Source organism: Catenuloplanes atrovinosus (genome assembly GCF_031458235.1).
GTDB lineage: Bacteria > Actinomycetota > Actinomycetes > Mycobacteriales > Micromonosporaceae > Catenuloplanes > Catenuloplanes atrovinosus.
The window spans coordinates 4,901,603-4,919,701 of sequence record NZ_JAVDYB010000001.1 but is presented as its reverse complement, the minus strand read 5'-3'; the positions used below and the strand labels follow the sequence as shown (position 1 = coordinate 4,919,701).

The following is an 18,099-nucleotide window of genomic DNA, read 5'->3' as shown; positions in this document are numbered from 1 at the left end:
CTCCTCACCCCGCACCGTGAAGGAGCGCATCCATGGCGCCACGCAATCCCGCCACGCAGACCGCGTACGGCCCGATGGTCGTCGCCGCCGCCGAACACGCGCGGCCGCCCGGTCAGCGCCTGTACGACGATCCGCTCGCGGTCCGCATGCTGCCCACCGCACAGCGCTGGATCGCCCGAAGCTGCCGGTGGGATGCGGTCTACCGGATGCTGGTCGCCGCCACCGACGCCCGCGCACACGGGCTGTGGGCCGGGGTGCTGTGCCGCAAACGGTATGCCACCGACCAGATCAGAGCGGCGCTCGACGCCGGCATCCGGCAGTACGTCATCCTCGGCGCCGGCCTCGACACCAGCCCGTACCGGCTCATCACCCCGGCCGGCGCCCACGCCTGGGAACTCGACCTGCCCGCGAACATCGCCGTCAAACGCCAGCGAACCCGTGCCCTTCCGGCCGGACTGGTCGCCGGCACCACGCTCGTGCCGATCGACTTCGCCACCGACGACCTGACCGGCACGCTGCGTGCGGCCGGATTCGCGCCCGCGGAGCCGGCGATGTTCGTCTGGGAGGCGGTGACTCAGTACCTCACCGAGGACGCCGTTCTCGGGACGCTGGCCTTCCTCGGTACCGCCGCACCCGGCAGCCGGCTGATCTTCACCTATCTGCGCGCCGACTACCTCGACGGCACCAGCGACTACGACGCCGCACCCGCCCGGCGCGACTTCGTCGACCGGCAGCACATCTGGCGGTTCGGTCTCGACCCCGCCGAGATCACCACACTTCTGCGACCCTACGGATGGATCGTGCGTGAGCACGTCGGCGCGCAGGAGTACACGAGCCGGTATCTCGCACCGACCGGGCGTGACCTGCCGGTCTCCGGCATCGAACGCTTCGTCCTCGCCGAGCGCCAGGACGCGACCGCCGGGGACTCCCGATGATCGGCCCGGGCCGGTTGTCGCCGTCGGCGGTCGTGCGGATGGACCGGGCGGCGCGCCCTCGGCCGTACGCCGATCATGTGATCGCCGCGGTCGCCGCGTCGATCTTTCTGATCACCGTGTTCACCGTGCCCGAGCAGCCGTGCACCGCGGCCGACCCGTGCGGGCCGGAACCCGTGACGGCGACCGCGGTCGGTGCGTTGTGCGCTGCCGCGGTGATGGTCTACCTTCACCGGCCGGCCGCGGTCTGGGCCGCAGCGGCCAGCGCCGTCCTGTGGCCGCTCAGCATCATCACCGACGACAGCGGCCTCGGCTGGCGGGCCGCGCTGCCGCTCGCGCTGGTCGCCATCACCGCGGGCGTCGCCCGGCTGCGCCCGGCACCGGCAACCGGCACTGCGCTCCGGCACCGCACACCACCACGGCCGGCACAGCTGCCCCAGCTACACGCGCTGACGGCGCTGGCCGGAACCCTGCTCCTCATCGCGGGCGTCGCCCTCGGAGGCTGGACCTTCTGGCGGCAGCACGCGGCCACCGCCCGGGAAAACAGCGCCGAGACCGTCACCGCCGTGGTGCGCGCCCAGGTGGCGGAGGACGCCATTGAAGTAGAGCTGCCTGGTGGCCAGCTGTGGAACGCCGAGGTCCTGGCCGCTACCGATTATCCGGTCGGCGCTACGGTGCCGGTCCTCGTCGATGCGGCCGGGCTGCGGCAGCTTCGCACCGAGCCGTACGACATCACGCTCCTGTTCGTCGTCGCGACCGTAGAGGCCGGTGCCGGAGCTGCGTTGCTGTCACTGGCCCGTGCATGGGACCGCGGCCTGCACGCACTGTTCACCACGGCCCAGCCGGTCCGCGAAGCCCGCCTCGTCGACGACGGCGACTGCCTCACCATCCTCGTTCCAGGACCGGCCCGCACCGCCGACGAACTCATCCTTCCCCTCACCGAAACGGAGGACACCGCGCACGACTGCAACCGGGTACCCAGCAGCACCCGGGCAACCCTCTACGGCGAGCCCCGGCCCGGCGCCTGGTGCACGGTGCAGATCGACGAGACGATTCGTACGCCGTTGGGCCCTGTACTCGCCGTGGAAACGATCCCCTACGACCCGATCCGAGCCCTGCCGGCTGATCTCTACCCGGGCTGATCCACGGTCCCGGGCAGGGATGTCGTCACGGCAGGCACCCCGGCCCAGCGGTACCCGGACCAGCTGCGGTGGGCTCACGGTGGGCCGCACCGCCGTCTCCCTAGCTCCACCACCTGCCCGGCCTGCATCGCCGCCGCAGCCGAAGTGGCTACTGACGCGATCTACCACGGTGTTCGCGTCAGCTCTGCCGTGAATCGGCGCCGGTCTGCACGGCAACGCATGCGGGCCGGCATCCACCCGCGTCACCCCGGCGCATCGGATGCCGCCGCGTTCGCACGAGCCAGCAGGCCCTGCAGAGCGGCGATGTGACTCCGGATCGCAGTCCGGCCGGCATCGGTCAGCGACAGCCACGTCCGCGGACGCCGCCCGATACTGCCCTTACGCACCTTCAGATATCCCGCCCTCTCCAGGGCGGTAGCCTGCTTGGACAGCACCGAGTCACTAATACCGGCCGCCTGCCGGGCGACGCCGAACTCTATCTCCTCCGCACCCGCCAGCACGGCCATGATGGCGAGCCGGGTGGTGGTGTTGATGACCGGATTCAGCTCCCACTCATTGCTCATCGAGGCTCCCTGGCCAGGCGATCGGCATAGCGGCCCGCGAGACGGCGCGCGGCGAAACCCACGATCGTCATCATCAGCACGGCATAGATCAGTCCCGCGATCGCGAACGGCACCGGGACGCCCGCATCACGCAACGCCATGCCGGCAACGCCCGCAACGGCGAAAACCGCCACGTGCAAGACGATGAGCGCGACGACGACCGCACTCCCATAACCCGCCCACCGAGGCCGGGCCAGCCACTCCCACCGGGTGTACACCGTCCAGACCGCACAGACCACCAGAGGCAGCGGGAAACGCAGGATCGCACCCACTCCCCACAGCGAGGCCGGGATATCGAAGCACGCCCCCAACGCAGCTGCCAGCAATCCGGTTATCAGGACATAGCGGGTCGGACTACGAGGACCGACGACAGCGGCCCCCGTTCGCACACCCCGGCCTACCACCTGCAGGGCCTCCGCAGCTTCTCCACTCGTCATTCCGCTCATGTGGCAGCCTCCCCAATGTTTTCCACATGGAAAGTACATGCGAAGCGGCAAGTGCTGCAAGCGCCGACGCGCACAGGTGCTGGCATACCTATCGCGAGCCACCTAGGCCGAGGGGGAACAGCGCGAGGTGATCCGCGCCCGGTCGACGCGAGGATGCACGCAGATGGTCGTAGAAGCGACACCAACCGCGTCGATCGCCGACTGTTGATCGTGAACGGCGGCGCAAATCGCACGCGCAGACTGCAAGCTCAACCGGCTCATGAGACAGCTGGATTCTGGAGAACACAACAGCTGCCGGGTGTGCATCATGGGCTCCCGCGCGGACCTGGCGATCGCCAAGCGCATGGCACCCGCGACCGTCGCCGCCTACGAGGCCGTCGAAGCCGACCTGCACGATGCGTTCCAGTACCAGCGCCCGCTCTCCCTGATCTCACCGGCACCGGGCCCGACCGGATTCGACGTGCGCTGGACGACCTGCCCCGACTGCGGGTCGCCGGTGCTGGCCGGCACCCGCGACCCGCGGCGGTACTGCCCAGCGCACGCACCCACCGGGCCGTGGCGGCACCTTCCTGCGGCCGCCGCACCGCCGTGCGCCGAGCAGGACACGCTCCTCGACATGCCGGAGGCGGCATGAACCCCACCCCGGCGGGACGGCGAAGGCTCACGACGATGCCCGCCCTGGAAGCGGGGGAGCCTGCCAGCGGCTGGTGCCAACGATGGACCGGCGGCACCCACAGCTGGCGCCACCGCAGCGAAGGCGGATTCGACGCCGACCGCTACGGCGTCGTGGACCTGCCAGAACCCCTCGCCCAGGCGTTCGTGCTCGCCCACCACTACTCAAGGAGCTGGCCCAACGCCAAGCGCCGCTACGGCCTGATCGACCTGCACCCCGACGCCCCCACCGACGCCGCGGCGTACGCCGGCGGCCGGCTTGTCGGGGTCGCCGTACTCGGCATTCCCATGCACGACAAGGTACTCACCAACCCGCTGCCCGGCCTGGTGCCCTACCACGAGTCACTTGAGCTGTCCCGGCTGGTGCTGCGCGACGAAGTGCCAGCCAACGCCGAATCCTGGTTTTGCGCCCAGATGTTCCGCGACGCCGCCGCGCACGGCGTACGCGGCCTGGTCGCCTTCTCCGACCCGCTACCACGCTGGCGCGCCACCCCCACCGGCCCTCAACTGCTCATGCCCGGCCACGTCGGCGTCGTCTACCAGGCCCTCGGCGCCGTCTACACCGGCCGCGGCACCGCCCGCACCCTGTGGCTGCTGCCCGACGGCACCAGCGTCATCGCCCGCTCCGCCGCGAAGATCACCGGCGGTGAGCGCGGCGGAAACGGCCTCATCACCCGCCTGGTCGCCCGAGGCGCCGCCGCCCCGGCGCCGGGCGAACACCCCGCCGACTGGCTCGCCGGCGCACTACGCCAGCTCGGCGCGCGCACGGCCGCGCACCCAGGCAATCACCGCTACGTCTTCCGGCTGGGCCGCACCCAGGCTGAACGCAGCCGCGTCACCATTGCGATGCCGGCCCGCCCGTACCCCAAACGCGACCGTCAACCCGTCCAGCTCACGATCGATCACGCCGCCTGAACACCGCGCCGCCGCGCCGCCGCGGTGTCGTAGCCGACGTGCTCCCGCGGCCAGTCCGATGTCCCGTCTGACCGCGCTGGCGGCGTAGCCGCTCAGCATGGCAACCCGCGGCCGGCAACTCGCCATAGCGGTGCGGGTACGCCGCGCACCTTTCAGGCAAGCCCTGCGCCGACGCAGACCGGCCGGCGCCGCGGTACAGCCCACGCAACGACCGCGACGATCGAGGTTTGCTGCCCGCGTGCATGAGGGACGACGATCGCGGACGATCGAGGACACGCGGCTCCGGCCAGGTCCAGTGGTCTGGTGCGGTCCTGGCGCCGGCCGCCGTGGTGCGGTAACGGCGACATCTCGTAGTGTCACTTCATGATCAAACCGGGGGATGAGATGGAGGGTGCCACCGCGGAACTCGCCGCGGTCGCGCTCACCACGCTGCTGGCGGATGTACGCGAGCGCGCCGAGGAATTGGACGTGAGCGCGGTCAAGCGGCGCGTGGCGCAGATCGAGGGAGAACCGGTACGCGATCCCGACTCCGACGCGGGCGGATGGTTCGCCTGGCGGGTGCCGTTGTCGGACGGCCGCCAGGTTCCGGTACTGATTCCCGGCGTGGACGTGAAGCAGATGCGTGGGCCGGGCCTGTCGGCGGCGGCCCCGCGCATCGGTATCGGCACGGCGTTGTGGTGGTGGCGGGACGCCGTCGGGTCCCTGGCCACCGCGGGAACGGAGTTGAGGCCCGAACTAGCACCGCCCAAACCTGCGCCGAAGAACGGGACGGCGACGATCTAGCCTGCGGCCAGGTCCCGGCTGGCCGCAGGCTCGGCGGGCACGCGCCGCCCAGTTTCCATAGCGACCCCTGCGGCGGCCAGAGGATCAGTCCGACTAGCCGGAACGGCGATTGCCGCGATCCGGTTCGTCAGGTCGAGCAGCGCGGTGATGCGGCGCACTCGGTCGCGCTCAAGTCGGTGATACCGCGGCGAGGTGGCAGCCTGCGGCTCCGGCCCAGAGGTCAATGCGGGCAAGGCACCGGGCTAATCCGGTGTTGACGTCTGCGTACCTCGCCGCAATCCATCGACACCGCATTTCCAAAGTGGCTCAAACCCGACTCTACGACGCCATCGCTGCCGCATTACCACGGTTCGTAATGCTGTCGCAGCGCATCGCAGGTGGAGGACTGCTGCGCGTTAGCCGGGTGCACGGACATTCCCATATCCAATTGTCGATCATGGAGGTCCGTCATCTACCGTAGTAATCGCGAACACGAAATGACCCGGTGAGGTGAAGGCGATGTCCAGCAAGTACGAGCCGGCACCACGCCACACAGTGACCGCGCAGAGCCACAGGCCGAATCCCGCTCCACCCGCACAGCGTGCTGCTGTCTGCGGATGCGGCGGCGCGTTGGTCAGTGTCCCGGTGCTGTACCAGCACAGCCGGGCGACGTTCTCATCCCAGAACTCCTCCGTGAGCGCCACCGGCATGAGCTGGCAACACACGCAGGCAGGCGTGTCGATAACGGACCTCGGCGCGCGGCTGGCGCCACCGCGAGCCCTCGGGTCTTGGGTCCCGCCGGGGATCGTCGCGCTCGCCGGTGCCGGTGGGCTCGCTCTGGCCGGATACGTTGCCGCCATGTCGGCGCTGACCGGCGAACACACGGGCGGCGTCGGCCTGCTCGCCTGCACCGCCGTGATGTTGATGATTTCTGGCGGCCTGGTGAGTGCTGTCCTGTGGCGAACGGAACGACGTATCGGGGCGACGATCTCCGCCGCACAACACCTGTGGGCAGCCAGTCACTTCTGCCAGACATGCGGCTTCACGACTCTTCCCGACGGCCGCAGAATCGGACACGGCCGCATAGCGCCGGCCATCATCGCGGCCGTCAGGCTGCCGGGCTGACGTAAGCTCATCGGCCGCCCGACGAACGTTCGCCGTAGTCGTGGGCGCATTCGTTCGCGACCATCGGTACGGCCGCTGCGTCACGTCGCGACAATGGGCCAAGGCAGCGAATCTGATCCGCGGCCGTCCGCAAGGCTGGCACGCGTCCCGGACCGATAGCGGTGCCGCGATCAGGCTCGGTAGAATCGTGCAAGGGCGGCGCCTAAATTTCAGTCTCCCGCAAAGACTTCGGCGCCGTCCCACCGCAACCGTCGAAAGGGTATTGCCGCCGGCCGGCGCGGACGTCCAACGGCAGGCCGCAAGCTGTTCCTCCTGAAGTCAACGTATCGTTGACCTGTGACGGAGCCGGCAGAAAGTGCACCAGTCAACGGCAGAGTGCGCGTAGAACCCGAGGGCCGCCGCGGCGCCGTCCTCGGCGCCGTCCTCGGCGCCGTCCCCGACACAGGAAACACCGAGATCGCGGTACTGCTCGATGACGGCACGACGGTCACCGTCTCGGCCACTGCACTCGCGCCGCCACCGCACCTCGCGAACGACCCCGCCGCGTACACCTCCAGCACCGCGGCGCACGAACGCCTCGCCACCCGCACCCCCAGCCAGGAGCCGAAGAACCCGTCGGACTACCTCGACGCGCTCGCGGGCATGCAGGCGTACCGCCACCAGGTCGACCAGGACGAACTTCGACTTATCGACGCCGCACGAGCCAACGGTGCGACGTGGCAGCAGATCGGCCTCGCGCTCGGTTCTGACCCCGACAGCGCCAAACAACGCGGACACCGCCGGCGGCAAGCCCTCGCGAACCGTAACCACCCTGACTGACCATGCAGGCCCATCGGATGCGGGGCGGGAAGGTGTGCCCGGTTCAGGAACCGACGGAAGTCGCTACCGCCGCCATGTGGTTACTCGTTCTGACCGAAGCGTCTTACCCCCTCGCCGGTGTGCGCGATGACGAGCGGCGGGATCTGGGGCCACCACGCCGACGAGCCTCACGACCGGCCAGTACGGTACATCCGGCCTTGGCGGTGGCTGCCGACGCGATCCATGAAGCCCTGGCAACACTCCATGTGTTAGGACATGGCCCGGCTTGCCAACGGGCCCACCGACTTCCAACTCGGCGGCCGCGGCGGGGCACCTCCGGCCAGTGCTGCCGCGGCCTCTGGTATGTCGACGAGGACTCTTGCGCCTGCTCAACGTCGCTTACCCGAGCATGTCCGCGTGCGCCCCAGCCCTCGCGACCTGCCCTCGAACGTCGAATTCCGGGTATTCGCCGGGCCGATCGCCGCCGACGACACCCGGCTGCAGGAGCGATCGTTTTGCCGGTTCGAGGATCGATAATGTTGCCCGGTCGGGCTACTGTGGAAGCTGGCCGGTCACGCCCGGCCTGCTTCCGAGCCCGCATCGCGCGCCCACGCCGCGCAGAGCGGGTGACGAGGACAAGCCGTCGCCGACGCAGCGCGTGTGCAGCAACCCCTTCACCGCAGGCTCATGACGAATCTCGCGGAGGGCGTGGAACTCCGTTGAGAGGGATCAAATCATGAGCGAGAGTTCGAAGCGGCGCGCGTCGACCCGGGCTACCCGGACCCGGCAGGCGGACACCGGAGAGTCGTACACCGAGGCCCGGCGTCGCGCCACCGCCGACGGCGGCCGCGACCCGGTGTCCCCGCCGCGTCAGGACGCGGCGGACTCGTCCATGCTGGGCAGCCGGTTCAGTCTGGTGCCGCCGCTGGCCGAGGAGTTCAGTGTGTACGGCACCAGTGACGTGGCCGCCCGGGCCCGGCAGTGGGCTCTCGAGCACCAGTTGCTGCTGTTCAAGGGCAATGCCGGGCGCTGTGTGCACGGTCTGTACCGGATGGACTCGTGCGCCGCGCCGTCCGCGTGTCGCGGCGCCAGGATGGATCACACCCAGATCTGGGTGCAGCACAACGGCCGTGGCGCGTTCCTGCTCACCCAGCCTTACGTCGATGAGGTTCCCGAGACGCTGGAGACCTACGCCCGGGCGCACGGGCTGCAGATGGCCAGCTACCCGTTTGACGGCTGGTACGGCCACTCGACGATGCCGATCCGGCTGACCATTCCCAGCAACTGGCCGCTGTGGCCGATCGAGCGCGACGCCGTCATCCTGCTGCACACCCAGCCGATTACCTGGCCGGACGCCGAGTAGTAGGCGCCCCAGATCGTGTCGCACCAGCCAGGTGCGCCGCTGGTGCGGCACGATCGCGCCGCACTGGGACGGGCTGTACGCCGCTGCGCTGACCTTCGCGTTAGTCCCGGACGCGCCAGCGCTCCCGCCACAAGCGGTCCACGCCGTGCCGCTTCGCGAGGCGGGCGTGCTGGGCGCTGGAGTATTGACAACCGTGATCGGAATGGAAGACGAGGCCGTCGGTGGGCGGGCGCCGGGCCAGGGCGTCGGACAGGGCGGCGTCGACGAGGTCGGTTTCGAGATGGTCGGTGACCGCCCAGCCGACGACACGGCATGAGGCCAGGTCGATGACGATGGCCAGGTAGAGCCGCCTCCGCCACGGGGCGCGCGCAGTGGGAATGCCATGTCGGTGGGTCGCGAGCGACGAGGCCTGTGGCGGTGACCCGACACTGGCCACAGCGCTGCGCGGCCAGCGGCTCGGCTACTCCTTGGCGGTCGCCTGCTCGCACCGCGTTCCACGGATCTCCTGCTGGAGTGCAGACGCCTGTGACGCGGACGCGCCGGGCAGATCAACTCCATCGCCCGTCCGGGTCTGCAGGCCGCTTAGACGGTCGGCGACGTCGCCACAACGACCCGGCTCTTACGCACATGAGTCACAAGTCCCTGTCGGTCGTTAGCATGTGCAGCCGGTGGCTCGATCAGCAGTCATGCGCGAGAAGGGGTCAGCAGGTGGATCTTTACGACAGAATCCGCGATACGATGCGGCACCCGCCTGATCGTCCGCGCGTTTTTGAAGAGTGCGCTTGTGCGCTCCTCAGGGCTGTTTACCCCGGCCTGTCTGCGGTCTCTGGCGGGCACGATTTCGGCCGGGATGCAGACATCTACTTCCCGTTGAATGCTGAGGATCTGAGCGCTCGGGGCCGTTTGATGGCCACTATTGGCGATCCGGTGCCCAATGTTCGTGGCAGCCTAGCCCGGATGGCCGAGGAAGGGCTGCAGGTCGATCTTGTTGTAGTGGCGAGCCTGCGTGAGATCAACGCGCAAAAGCGACGCACCCTTACCCGGTTGTGTGCCGATCGTGGCATCCCGGAGCCTCACATTTTCGACGGCACCTGGTTTGCGGAGCAACTGGTCAACAATGCTTTGTGGCGTGAGCGTCTCCTTGATGTCCGTGGCGACTTGTCGGCTTTGACGGAGCGGCCTTCGCAGAGTTTTGCCGTGGCGGACCTCATCGGACGGCAGGCCGAGGTGGAGCAGCTGCGCGACATGATCGCTAGGGCTAGAGACATTATTTTGATCGGTGTGGCTGGCGTGGGAAAGACGCGCCTGCTGGCGTCCCTAGGAGGAGGTGTTACGTTCCTGGAGCCAGCTGCGGCAGCAAGTCTCGCTGATGACCTGCGGGTGATGCGTCCCTCAGCCGTGGTGGTGGACGACGGTCATGCCTGCCTCAACGTCCTCGCCGCTCTGATCGCCGCACGCCACCAATTGGGACAGACGTTCTCGATCATCGTTAGTACCTGGCCGAGCAAGAGTGACGATCTTCAGCGGACTATCGCACACGCTGAACCGATCACCTTGGCGCCCCTGCCGCGGCCTGACATCGACGACATCATTCAGTACCTTGGCATTACCGGGCACCTTGCCCGCACCGTCGTCCTCGACCAAGCCGAAGGCCGGCCCGGCTGGGCGATCATCCTTGCCAACCTCCTCATTAAGGGCGAGAGTGACGCGGTCGTCAGTGGATCTGCACTGGTGGACAGCGCCATCAGATTCGTCCATGAGACCGCAACGACCGAGATCGAGCCTGATGTGCTGGCCTGCATCGCCGCGGTCGGATATGTCACTGCGGCGCCGTTAGAGACCATGGCCACGTTCATCGGAATTCCGCTCGGACAACTGACCGCGGTTGTTCACCGGCTCGCCCGCAATGGTCTCCTGGAGGAAACGCGCGACGGCTGGCAATTGCTTCCTGCGCTGCGCGCGCCTCTAGTCGCGCATCGCTTCTTCAGCCAACGACCAGAACGCCAATGGTCGACGATTCAGAAAGCATTTCCCCGACGCGACCACGACTTCGCTCGCGTCGCCCTAGACGTAGCCCTGTCCACCGGCTCGTCATCCGCGCGCAATGCTGTGGAGTCCTTCATTCAGACACTTCCTGATCCATCCGAGTGGAGTCGAGAGACTGTTCACACGATCTGCGAGTACGCGCGCTTGGACGAGAGCGCCGCCGGCTATGCCGTCGCGCAGGCCAAGCAGCTGCTCAACTCGCCTCGTGAACCGATCCCTGTGCATGGGGTAATGTTGGATCCGGCACGAGACGATGCCGTTACCCTCCTCGAGAGCGCTGTCCGAAGCTGGGTTACTTCGGAGTCCATCGCTGCGTTGCTCGATCTAGCCCATGACACCCCGTACGGACATCGGCACGCATCGCAAGATCCGCTTTATGTGCTGACCGACCTTGCCAACCGGATACATCCCGACATCGGTACGAATCTCGAGGTGCGCCGCAGGCTCCTCACCGGCACGCTCCGTTGGCTTGCCGGTCGACGCACAGAGCAGTCATGGGTCCAATCCGCAGAGGTGCTCTCAGCGGTGTTCGCCGTAAACGGCCGTGCCGCCTGGCAAGACCCCGGAAGGCCCGGTCAAGCGACTCTCGCTGATCGCGTTGAGCCCGCCGACCACCTCGAGGAACTGGTGCGGCTCTGGGAACAAGTCGCCAGAGCGCTCCGCTCGGCCAATGGCCTCGACGGCGCGCCTTGCCCGGCGGAGGCACTGGTGACATTGACCGATCTGGCAGGCTCCTGGCTGCGTCTCGGTGAGGGGCTGTCGCCGGGTGGTGCCCGGGTCACTGATCAGCAACGACTGGCCGGGCACCGCGGCGGTACGGCAATGATTGAATCCTTGCGCGAGGCGGTTCAGGCCGCACCAGGCGTGGCCCTCCACGCAAACCGAATGCTCAACGAACTTCGACGACGCGGGCGCTCCGACGAACCCCGACCGGCCCTGTTCAGCGTCGATACCGACCTTGTCGATCTGGTCGGGCAACGCGACCCGTACCTTGACGGCGACATCGACACGGTGATGCAGGCGCAGAGCACCGCGCTTCGCAACCTCGCGGTCCGGATTGTAGGGATGGGGCCGCAAGCTGGCTGTGCACGAGCCGTCGTGCTGGCCAAGTACAGCCGTCATGCAGTCCAGCACGATCCCACCATCCTGCTCGCAGACGTCATGCGTCCTCTCCTGATCGACCCACCCGCCTGGTGCCAAGCTGCGGTCGCCCATCAGCACGCGCCCCTCGTCACCGCTTCACTCCGGCGCTGCCTCGACGACGGTCTCGCGCTGCCTGACGAAACAGTCATGACGGTCATCCTGGGGGATGACGCTTTGCGGCGCGCGGCAATCACCGCCGTGCTACCTCTGCCCGAAATCACTCCTCTGGGTGCACAGATTCTTCAGAGCCTGCACGACAGCGATGACTGGATCCTGGATCAACTCATCTTCAACGCTGCGTCCGACGCGTCACGGCATCACCTGCTGTCCCACTCCGACGATGCTGTTGCAGGCCGCGCCGCGCTCGCCTTCGATATCGGCTACGGCCGAGGGACCAATCAAGGCCCATTCCTGCCTGCTAGGTGGATGCCGCGCTGGCGGGAGGCATTTCTTCGCCTACGCTGCGAATACATCAACAACGATTTCCAGCGGTACAGAGCTGCAGAAACTCTCGGATACCTTGCCGAGCAAGATCCCGACATGGCCGAACAATGGTTCACACGCCGTATCGAGGACAGCAGCGCGGACAGGTATGCACAGTTCGAACCTCGCGGGAGCCAAAGACACCTACGGCTGCTCCCCCAAACTCACCGCGAACGCCTCGCACGACGCTGCGGCGACAGCCGCTGGATCAGCCGCGGTTGGCTCACCTACCTCACCGCCTACGACCGCGAGTTGGCCACCCGCCTCCTATCCGACGACGCGATCAGCACCAAGAACCTAATCGATGCGCTAGCCGGATGTCAGGACGAAGCCGTCGAGAGCCTTGGCCCGATCCTGCTCGCGCGCGGCATCACCCCTGAGGACATCGCACAGGTCATCGCCAGCCCTCGAACAGGCACGTTTCTCGTCGACCACGGCGCGGCGACCCACCGGCACCTCATCGAGTTCTTTGCCCATCTCCAAGAGCGTGTACCCGCGCTTGAATCCATTGCTATCGCCGGCAAACAACAGCAACAACGACTTCTGGCGGCCGCCGAAGCCGCAGAGGAAGAAGAACGGCGCCACGGCTGGCGATAAGAGAGTGCCGAGGCGTGCCGCCGCCCCGGGGCTGGCGAGCCGGCGTGATCGCTGGGCCGCGGAGAACTCTGCCCCCGACAGCGCCGTGCACGCGCTCGGGCGGCCGACCCCGAGCGTCGCATCGATACGGTGTGCATCACGTGTAGGGAGTGAACGGTGGAGGACCGGTGGAGTCAAGCTAGATGGCGGCCTGGGCGGCCACGATCATCGCGGTGGGCGCGGCAGTCATCTCCTGGGTGTACTCCCGGCGGTCCGCAGCAGCGGCGAAGGTTTCGGGACAGGCGGCCACCCGGTCAGCGATCGCGGCCGAGCGCGCGCTGCACCGCCAGCAGACTCCCGTCTTCGAAGCGCTGGTCGAGGATGTCGGCGGTGACCCGGCGGGTTCAGGCGGGTGGCCGCGCCTGATGCGGCAACTACGCGAGCCGGCCGATCTGGACGAGGTGCGCGTTGAGCTGCTCAGCGAGGGCGTGTCTTTCCCGACCGGACAGAACGGGGTTAACCCGGGCATTGAGGTGCTTCAACGGACCGCGGTCTGGACGCAGGACGATGTCGCGCCGTCGCCGCTGCGAGTCGGTGATCGCGCACGCTGGAAGGTTGCCTTCAAGCACGTCGAGGACCCGGATGCGTCGACGCCTGAGCAGATCGAGCTGCGCGTGACTGCGGCCGCGGAAGGCCAGAGCTGGATCGTGCTGGACGAGGCCACGGTCGAAGCGGCACGCAAGGGTCGGGAAGCGCTCGAGTCCTGGCGCGAGCTGCAGCCCCGGATGAGGCCTTCTCGGAAATAGCATGTGACCCAGGGCGCGAAGCCGTGGCCTCGGGGTCAGTGAGGCAGGATTAGTGCGCGACGAACCCCCGCGTCGAGCATGGCTTGGGCGCGGTGTTGTCCTTTGAGGTACCCCTCGCGGGACGGCCACGGAGTGTACGGGGGTGATCGGGTCGATGATCAGGGATTCCAAGGCTTCGGCCTGCCAGCTGGTGAGCGCACGGGCAGCGGGATGCCGCAGCCCGTATTCGTCCTGGAGCATCATCCGATCCGGCAAAGCGTGGACGGCGCATCCGCGCCGGCCCGCTTTTCCGACACGCCAGAATTAGGCCCGACGGCACCATCAACACCGAAAGGACTCCTTGATGGCGACGAAACGTCCGGACATCACCACCGACGACGACCGCTGGGGATTTATCACTGGCTCCACTTTCGTTACAGCAGAGCAGTGGCTACCGGAAGCTGAAGCCCACCTACAACGAGAACGGGCCTTTTACCGCCTTCACTTGGCCGCTGCTCTCGCGGCCGCCGCAGACGACGAAGGTCAGCTGCTCGACTTCGATATCGTTACGTGGTTTGAGCAGCACGTCTCGGATGCGATGCGAAACGAAGACGACCCCGCCGACTGGGCCCTGACGTACGACAGGTTCACCGCGATGGTGCTCTCCAGCGACCTACCCCAACTAGCACTCGCTGGCTGGCTCGCGCAACGCGGCAACGGTGATTCCCACGACTACCGGCTCACGCTGCCACCAGCCTGACGTCCCAGGTGCGAACGGGTAACTCGGCCGGATCGAACTACCATCGAATCCTCCGAGCCTCCCGCGCCGGAGCCCGAGGAGATCCTGCGGTGGCTGCTACCGGACCTGGAGTTGGTGCGGAAGCAGTGTTCCGTCCTTCTCGATCGCGGGCGGGAAGCGGACCATGACGCGGCCGCCCACACGATCGTCACCGTCATGCACCGCAACGTCCAGAGCATCCCGTTCGGCGACCCGCGGTTCTCGCCAATCGCCGCGAGTCCGGTGGACGTCGGTGACCCCCGGCGGTTCCTGCACAAGGTGGGTGCCCTGCTGCACGCGGCGCTGGAGGCCGAAGAGATCCGATGGCCGCCGCCCAGGAGCACGCCGCCACCGTCGGTGACCCGGGACCTGCTGGATCTCTACGACTTCGCCTCCCAGCGGCACGTCGGTGACGGCGGAGACCTCGAGGCACGGTTCCGGGACGTCGCGACCACAGTGGAGCGGCTCTCCGGGGAACTGCTCGCGAACTGGGGGCCGACCGGCGTCGCGGCCGCGAGGGCGATGGCGGAGCCGCCGTCCGGGTCCTCCCAGTCGCGGATCGGCATGTTCCTCAGCGGCACGGCGCTCGTGGTCTCGCTGCTTCAGGATCCGGGGGCGATACACAACTTCCCGCAGGACTCGGCGAAGCTGGGCGGGGACATCGCGAGCGTGCTGTCGCATGTTCTGGCGCGGACGTCGGGGCTGCTGGAGGACATCTCCGACCGGGTCTCCCGGCTCATCGATCGGCGATCCCCGGACGCGCCCCGTCCGGTGCCGAGGCCGGTGGCGCGATCGCGGACGTCGTCGCGGAGGTCGAGTCCACCCTCCGGCGTATTCCGCCGGAGCAGTCGTGGCGGATCGTGGACGACCTTGCGGGCGTCATCACCGGACTGGGCGCGCTGCACTGCTCGGGCCGGGCGGACGAGATCAACGACGCGGCCCGGAGCGCGCTCGTGCACGCCCGGGAGTCCGCCGCCGCCGTGCAGGCCCTGCATGAGCTGCTCGGTTCTTGGATGAGAGACGTGCGGGGCTGAGCCGACAGACCGATCTGTGGTGAGACGCCGAGAATCCGCACCCGGCTCCGCGAGGAGAGCACGATGGCCAAGTATCTGCTGCTCAAACACTCCCGCGGCACGCCGGCCCCGGCCAGCGACGTGCCGATGGAGAAGTAGACGCCGGAGAAGATCTCCGCGCACGCGCGCTACATGCGGGACTTCGCCGCGTGGCTGGGGGCCACCGGCGAGTTCGTCGACAGCCAGGCGCTCGCACTTGAGGGCACGTTCATCCGCTACGACGGCGAGGTCCGACCGTTGGTCACCGACGGCCCGTTCGCGGAGACGAGGATCTGATCGCCATCGTAGCGCGCGAATAGAAATCATCGGCCCGGGCGTCGTGCGGCAGCCCAGCCAGGCAAAGCTAGGCTCCTGTCGGCCACTACACGGGCAGCTTACATCGATGTTCGTTGTGGCATGTATCGATTAAACGGTATGTCGACGCTACGAATGATCGAGCGGACGGCGTGGCGGTCCGCGCTACAGGAGCCCGGCCCCGCAGCGGTGCGGCTCCTCCCGCCGATGAGCCAATCGACGAAAAAGCAGCACCGCAGCAAGGCGTCACGCCAGCGACCTGCCGAAACTTGGCCCACGCTCACACAAGAAAACCGAACCAAATGATGCGCTAACCCGAACCATTTGAGCCGCATCGTGGACAACCGACCCGGCTGCGAGTTCCCTTGACTCTGGATTTCATCAACAAGCGAGCCAGCCTGCCGGGGGTCAAAGTGACAGATGAGCAAGCTTCGCGCGCGTCTGGTCGGATCGGTAGCAGGGAGGAGTGCTGGCGCCGATTCTGGGAAGTCGTAGCACGCGCCCATGTTGACGCTTGCCTGGATGAATTGGAGACTGCGGTGATGCTGCGTTCTTCGAGTAGTCATCGCGCCGCCGCATGCGACGAAAAGTAGCAGAGGATGTATGTTGCTACTCCCATAGAGGAACGGGCTGTACCCGCTCGTCCGCCTCGGTTAGTCCTCGAGGCAGCACAATAAACTTGCTGACAACCCTAGAAAGTGCTTCACGGCGATTGTGTGGAGCCAGTCGCGGCCACTCGTCAAGCAAGCTACCGAAATCCCGGACCAACTCCGGGCCAGTGGACTTCCGCCGCGCATGCGCCGTCGCCAATCGTGTGGAAAGCTCTGATATCAATGACTCCACATCATGTCGCGCACGATCGTAGTCGCTCCGATCAATCGCGGAATCCGTATATAAATCGACAAGCCGCGCACGCTTCACCTTGAGGCGCGCCAACTCGGCGTCGAGCGACTCGGTCTCTCCTTGAACTTGGCGGGCCGCGGCGGCGCGCCTGGCTTCTCGGGTGATCTCGACATTGGGAGAAGACTGCTTTACTAGCCATGCGAGAACTTGCGCTTCGGCCCGCGTGTGCGAGATGTAATTGGGGGCATGTGACTTTCGTTCCCAGGCTGCCCGGCAGGCCCAATTGCGGTACTTTACCCTTTCGCTTGTTCCGTCCGGAAGTCTTCGTGTCTGATTGCTATGACGGATCGTCATGGGGCTATTGCAGTTCTCCCACCCGCACCTGAGGAGCGCGGAAAGGCTATACGCTGCGACGCGTGAGCGCGGAGGCATCGCCGCCTGCTGGAGCCGCCGTGCAACGTACCCGTCCCATAGGGACATCGGAATAATCGGCTGGTGGGATCCGATACGCCACGAGTCCCAGCTCTGGATTGCAAGATTCCCTCTACCGCTGCGCTTCGTGTTCTGCTTTTCCCGAAGCAAGCCGGCTGCGAACCCGGTGTCGAGCATGGATCCGAGAGTGGACTGGTACCACAGATTCCCTCTGGTGGTCCGTAGGCCGGCCGCATTCCATTCCCTGTGAAGCTTTCCAAGGGACTCTCCGGCGACATACCTCTCGTATGCGTTCGCAAGTATCGGCGAAAAATCGGGATCTGGCCGATATGACTTGTTCTCATATATATAGCCCCAGTGTTTCATGCCGGTGTGCGGAAGGCCCAAGCGGCGGCGACGCTCATGCACTTCCTTCCAGCTATCTGAGAGCATGTCTGACTGGAGCTGGGCCACGAGAAGCATCTGATCGCGGCTGAAGCGCCCCATTGTGGTTGTTGGGTCAAAATCCTCAGTGGCGGCGCGAACGATGCCGCCTACCTCTTCCGCCTGGCCGAGATAGATTTGTGATTCACGCATGTTGCGGCCCCAGCGGGACCACTTCCAAAGGACGACGTATTGGTAGCGGCCCGCTTTGATGTCGGCGACAATTTCCGCCACTTTGCGGCGAGCGAAGCTGCGACCCGATTCGTCCAACTCAATAATCCACTTTGTGATACGCACCCCATGGTTCACGGACCATGTCTCTATGGCGTGCTGTTGAAGCTCTGGCGAAATGAGGTCGTCGCCGCGGTCGCCTACCTTTGAGACACGAATGTAGCCAACGCCTTGCTTCTCGCTGGGCATCGGCGACTCGCCGCGCAATAACGCCATCCGTGCAGTGATGTTCATT

At 66.9% G+C, this 18,099-nt stretch carries 16 protein-coding genes and 1 pseudogene; 13 read left to right on the top strand and 4 right to left on the bottom strand.

The window, feature by feature from the left end; translation table 11 throughout:
• The first annotated feature begins 32 nt into the window (after positions 1–32).
• Both J2S41_RS21825 and J2S41_RS21820 read left to right on the top strand, forming a co-directional pair.
• The gene (locus J2S41_RS21825) at positions 33–935 is read left to right on the top strand and encodes a class I SAM-dependent methyltransferase (protein WP_310369992.1); all 903 of its coding nucleotides are present in this window, start codon (positions 33–35) and stop codon (positions 933–935) included.
• Positions 932–2,074 (top strand): hypothetical protein, encoded by a 1,143-nt coding sequence (locus J2S41_RS21820; RefSeq protein WP_310369989.1) that lies wholly within the window; start codon positions 932–934, stop codon positions 2,072–2,074. The genes J2S41_RS21825 and J2S41_RS21820 overlap by 4 nt, the downstream gene beginning before the upstream one ends.
• A 242-nt stretch (positions 2,075–2,316) precedes the next feature.
• On the opposite strand, the gene J2S41_RS21815 is transcribed toward J2S41_RS21820, so the two are convergent.
• Positions 2,317–2,637: a winged helix-turn-helix domain-containing protein gene (locus J2S41_RS21815; RefSeq protein WP_307240571.1), complete on the bottom strand. Its 321-nt coding sequence runs from the start codon at positions 2,635–2,637 to the stop codon at positions 2,317–2,319.
• Positions 2,634–2,948 carry a hypothetical protein gene (locus J2S41_RS21810; protein WP_310369981.1) on the bottom strand — a complete coding sequence of 105 codons (315 nt, stop codon included), beginning with the start codon at positions 2,946–2,948 and terminating at the stop codon, positions 2,634–2,636. Before J2S41_RS21810 ends, J2S41_RS21815 begins: the two co-directional genes overlap by 4 nt.
• 481 nt (positions 2,949–3,429) lie before the next feature.
• On the opposite strand from J2S41_RS21810, the gene J2S41_RS21805 reads away from it, so the two are divergent.
• The 6 genes from J2S41_RS21805 to J2S41_RS21780 all read left to right on the top strand — a co-directional run bounded on the left by J2S41_RS21805 (position 3,430) and on the right by J2S41_RS21780 (position 8,757).
• The gene (locus tag J2S41_RS21805) at positions 3,430–3,756 is read left to right on the top strand and encodes a hypothetical protein (RefSeq protein WP_310369979.1); all 327 of its coding nucleotides are present in this window, start codon (positions 3,430–3,432) and stop codon (positions 3,754–3,756) included.
• Complete coding sequence (locus tag J2S41_RS21800) at positions 3,753–4,709, top strand: Mom family adenine methylcarbamoylation protein (RefSeq protein ID WP_310369977.1); 957 nt, start codon at positions 3,753–3,755, stop codon at positions 4,707–4,709. The genes J2S41_RS21805 and J2S41_RS21800 overlap by 4 nt, the downstream gene beginning before the upstream one ends.
• A 363-nt stretch (positions 4,710–5,072) precedes the next feature.
• Positions 5,073–5,492: a hypothetical protein gene (locus J2S41_RS21795; RefSeq protein ID WP_310369975.1), complete on the top strand. Its 420-nt coding sequence runs from the start codon at positions 5,073–5,075 to the stop codon at positions 5,490–5,492.
• A 498-nt stretch (positions 5,493–5,990) separates the two neighbouring features.
• Positions 5,991–6,596, top strand: a complete 606-nt coding sequence (locus tag J2S41_RS21790; protein WP_310369973.1) for a hypothetical protein — start codon at positions 5,991–5,993, stop codon at positions 6,594–6,596.
• Positions 6,597–6,932: 336 nt separating this feature from the next.
• On the top strand, positions 6,933–7,415 hold the full coding sequence (locus J2S41_RS21785; protein ID WP_310369971.1) for a hypothetical protein: 483 nt from the start codon (positions 6,933–6,935) through the stop codon (positions 7,413–7,415).
• 715 nt (positions 7,416–8,130) lie between these two features.
• Positions 8,131–8,757, top strand: coding sequence for a hypothetical protein (locus J2S41_RS21780; RefSeq protein WP_310369970.1), 627 nt, complete (start codon positions 8,131–8,133; stop codon positions 8,755–8,757).
• Positions 8,758–8,857: 100 nt separating this feature from the next.
• Here the strand turns inward: J2S41_RS21780 and J2S41_RS39875 are convergent, their stop codons facing one another.
• Positions 8,858–9,193 (bottom strand): DDE-type integrase/transposase/recombinase, encoded by a 336-nt coding sequence (locus tag J2S41_RS39875; RefSeq protein ID WP_374728144.1) that lies wholly within the window; start codon positions 9,191–9,193, stop codon positions 8,858–8,860.
• A gap of 272 nt (positions 9,194–9,465) precedes the next feature.
• Between J2S41_RS39875 and J2S41_RS21770 the strand changes: the two genes are divergently transcribed.
• The 5 genes and pseudogenes from J2S41_RS21770 to J2S41_RS21750 form a co-directional block, all read left to right on the top strand.
• Positions 9,466–13,026, top strand: a complete 3,561-nt coding sequence (locus J2S41_RS21770; protein ID WP_310369969.1) for an ATP-binding protein — start codon at positions 9,466–9,468, stop codon at positions 13,024–13,026.
• Positions 13,027–13,208: 182 nt separating this feature from the next.
• Positions 13,209–13,811: a hypothetical protein gene (locus J2S41_RS21765; RefSeq protein WP_310369968.1), complete on the top strand. Its 603-nt coding sequence runs from the start codon at positions 13,209–13,211 to the stop codon at positions 13,809–13,811.
• A gap of 343 nt (positions 13,812–14,154) precedes the next feature.
• A complete protein-coding gene (locus tag J2S41_RS21760) occupies positions 14,155–14,550 on the top strand; it encodes a hypothetical protein (protein ID WP_310369966.1) in 396 nt (131 codons plus the stop codon).
• Between the two features lie 878 nt (positions 14,551–15,428).
• On the top strand, positions 15,429–15,602 hold the full coding sequence (locus tag J2S41_RS21755) for a hypothetical protein (protein WP_310369965.1): 174 nt from the start codon (positions 15,429–15,431) through the stop codon (positions 15,600–15,602).
• 63 nt (positions 15,603–15,665) lie between these two features.
• Positions 15,666–15,911, top strand: a pseudogene (locus tag J2S41_RS21750) (YciI family protein); the annotation flags it as partial.
• 633 nt (positions 15,912–16,544) lie between these two features.
• On the opposite strand, the gene J2S41_RS21745 reads toward J2S41_RS21750, so the two are convergent.
• Complete coding sequence (locus tag J2S41_RS21745; protein ID WP_310369963.1) at positions 16,545–18,098, bottom strand: recombinase family protein; 1,554 nt, start codon at positions 18,096–18,098, stop codon at positions 16,545–16,547.
• Position 18,099 lies beyond the last annotated feature (1 nt).

Coding starts and splice junctions, on each gene's coding strand:
- J2S41_RS21765 (WP_310369968.1), top strand. CDS start 13,209: ATGGCGGCCTGGGCGGCCACGATCATCGCGGTGGGCGCGGCAGTCATC.
- J2S41_RS21815 (WP_307240571.1), bottom strand. CDS start 2,637: ATGAGCAATGAGTGGGAGCTGAATCCGGTCATCAACACCACCACCCGG.
- J2S41_RS21760 (WP_310369966.1), top strand. CDS start 14,155: ATGGCGACGAAACGTCCGGACATCACCACCGACGACGACCGCTGGGGA.
- J2S41_RS21745 (WP_310369963.1), bottom strand. CDS start 18,098: ATGAACATCACTGCACGGATGGCGTTATTGCGCGGCGAGTCGCCGATG.
- J2S41_RS21805 (WP_310369979.1), top strand. CDS start 3,430: ATGGGCTCCCGCGCGGACCTGGCGATCGCCAAGCGCATGGCACCCGCG.
- J2S41_RS21820 (WP_310369989.1), top strand. CDS start 932: ATGATCGGCCCGGGCCGGTTGTCGCCGTCGGCGGTCGTGCGGATGGAC.
- J2S41_RS21780 (WP_310369970.1), top strand. CDS start 8,131: ATGAGCGAGAGTTCGAAGCGGCGCGCGTCGACCCGGGCTACCCGGACC.
- J2S41_RS21800 (WP_310369977.1), top strand. CDS start 3,753: ATGAACCCCACCCCGGCGGGACGGCGAAGGCTCACGACGATGCCCGCC.
- J2S41_RS21795 (WP_310369975.1), top strand. CDS start 5,073: ATGATCAAACCGGGGGATGAGATGGAGGGTGCCACCGCGGAACTCGCC.
- J2S41_RS21825 (WP_310369992.1), top strand. CDS start 33: ATGGCGCCACGCAATCCCGCCACGCAGACCGCGTACGGCCCGATGGTC.
- J2S41_RS21790 (WP_310369973.1), top strand. CDS start 5,991: ATGTCCAGCAAGTACGAGCCGGCACCACGCCACACAGTGACCGCGCAG.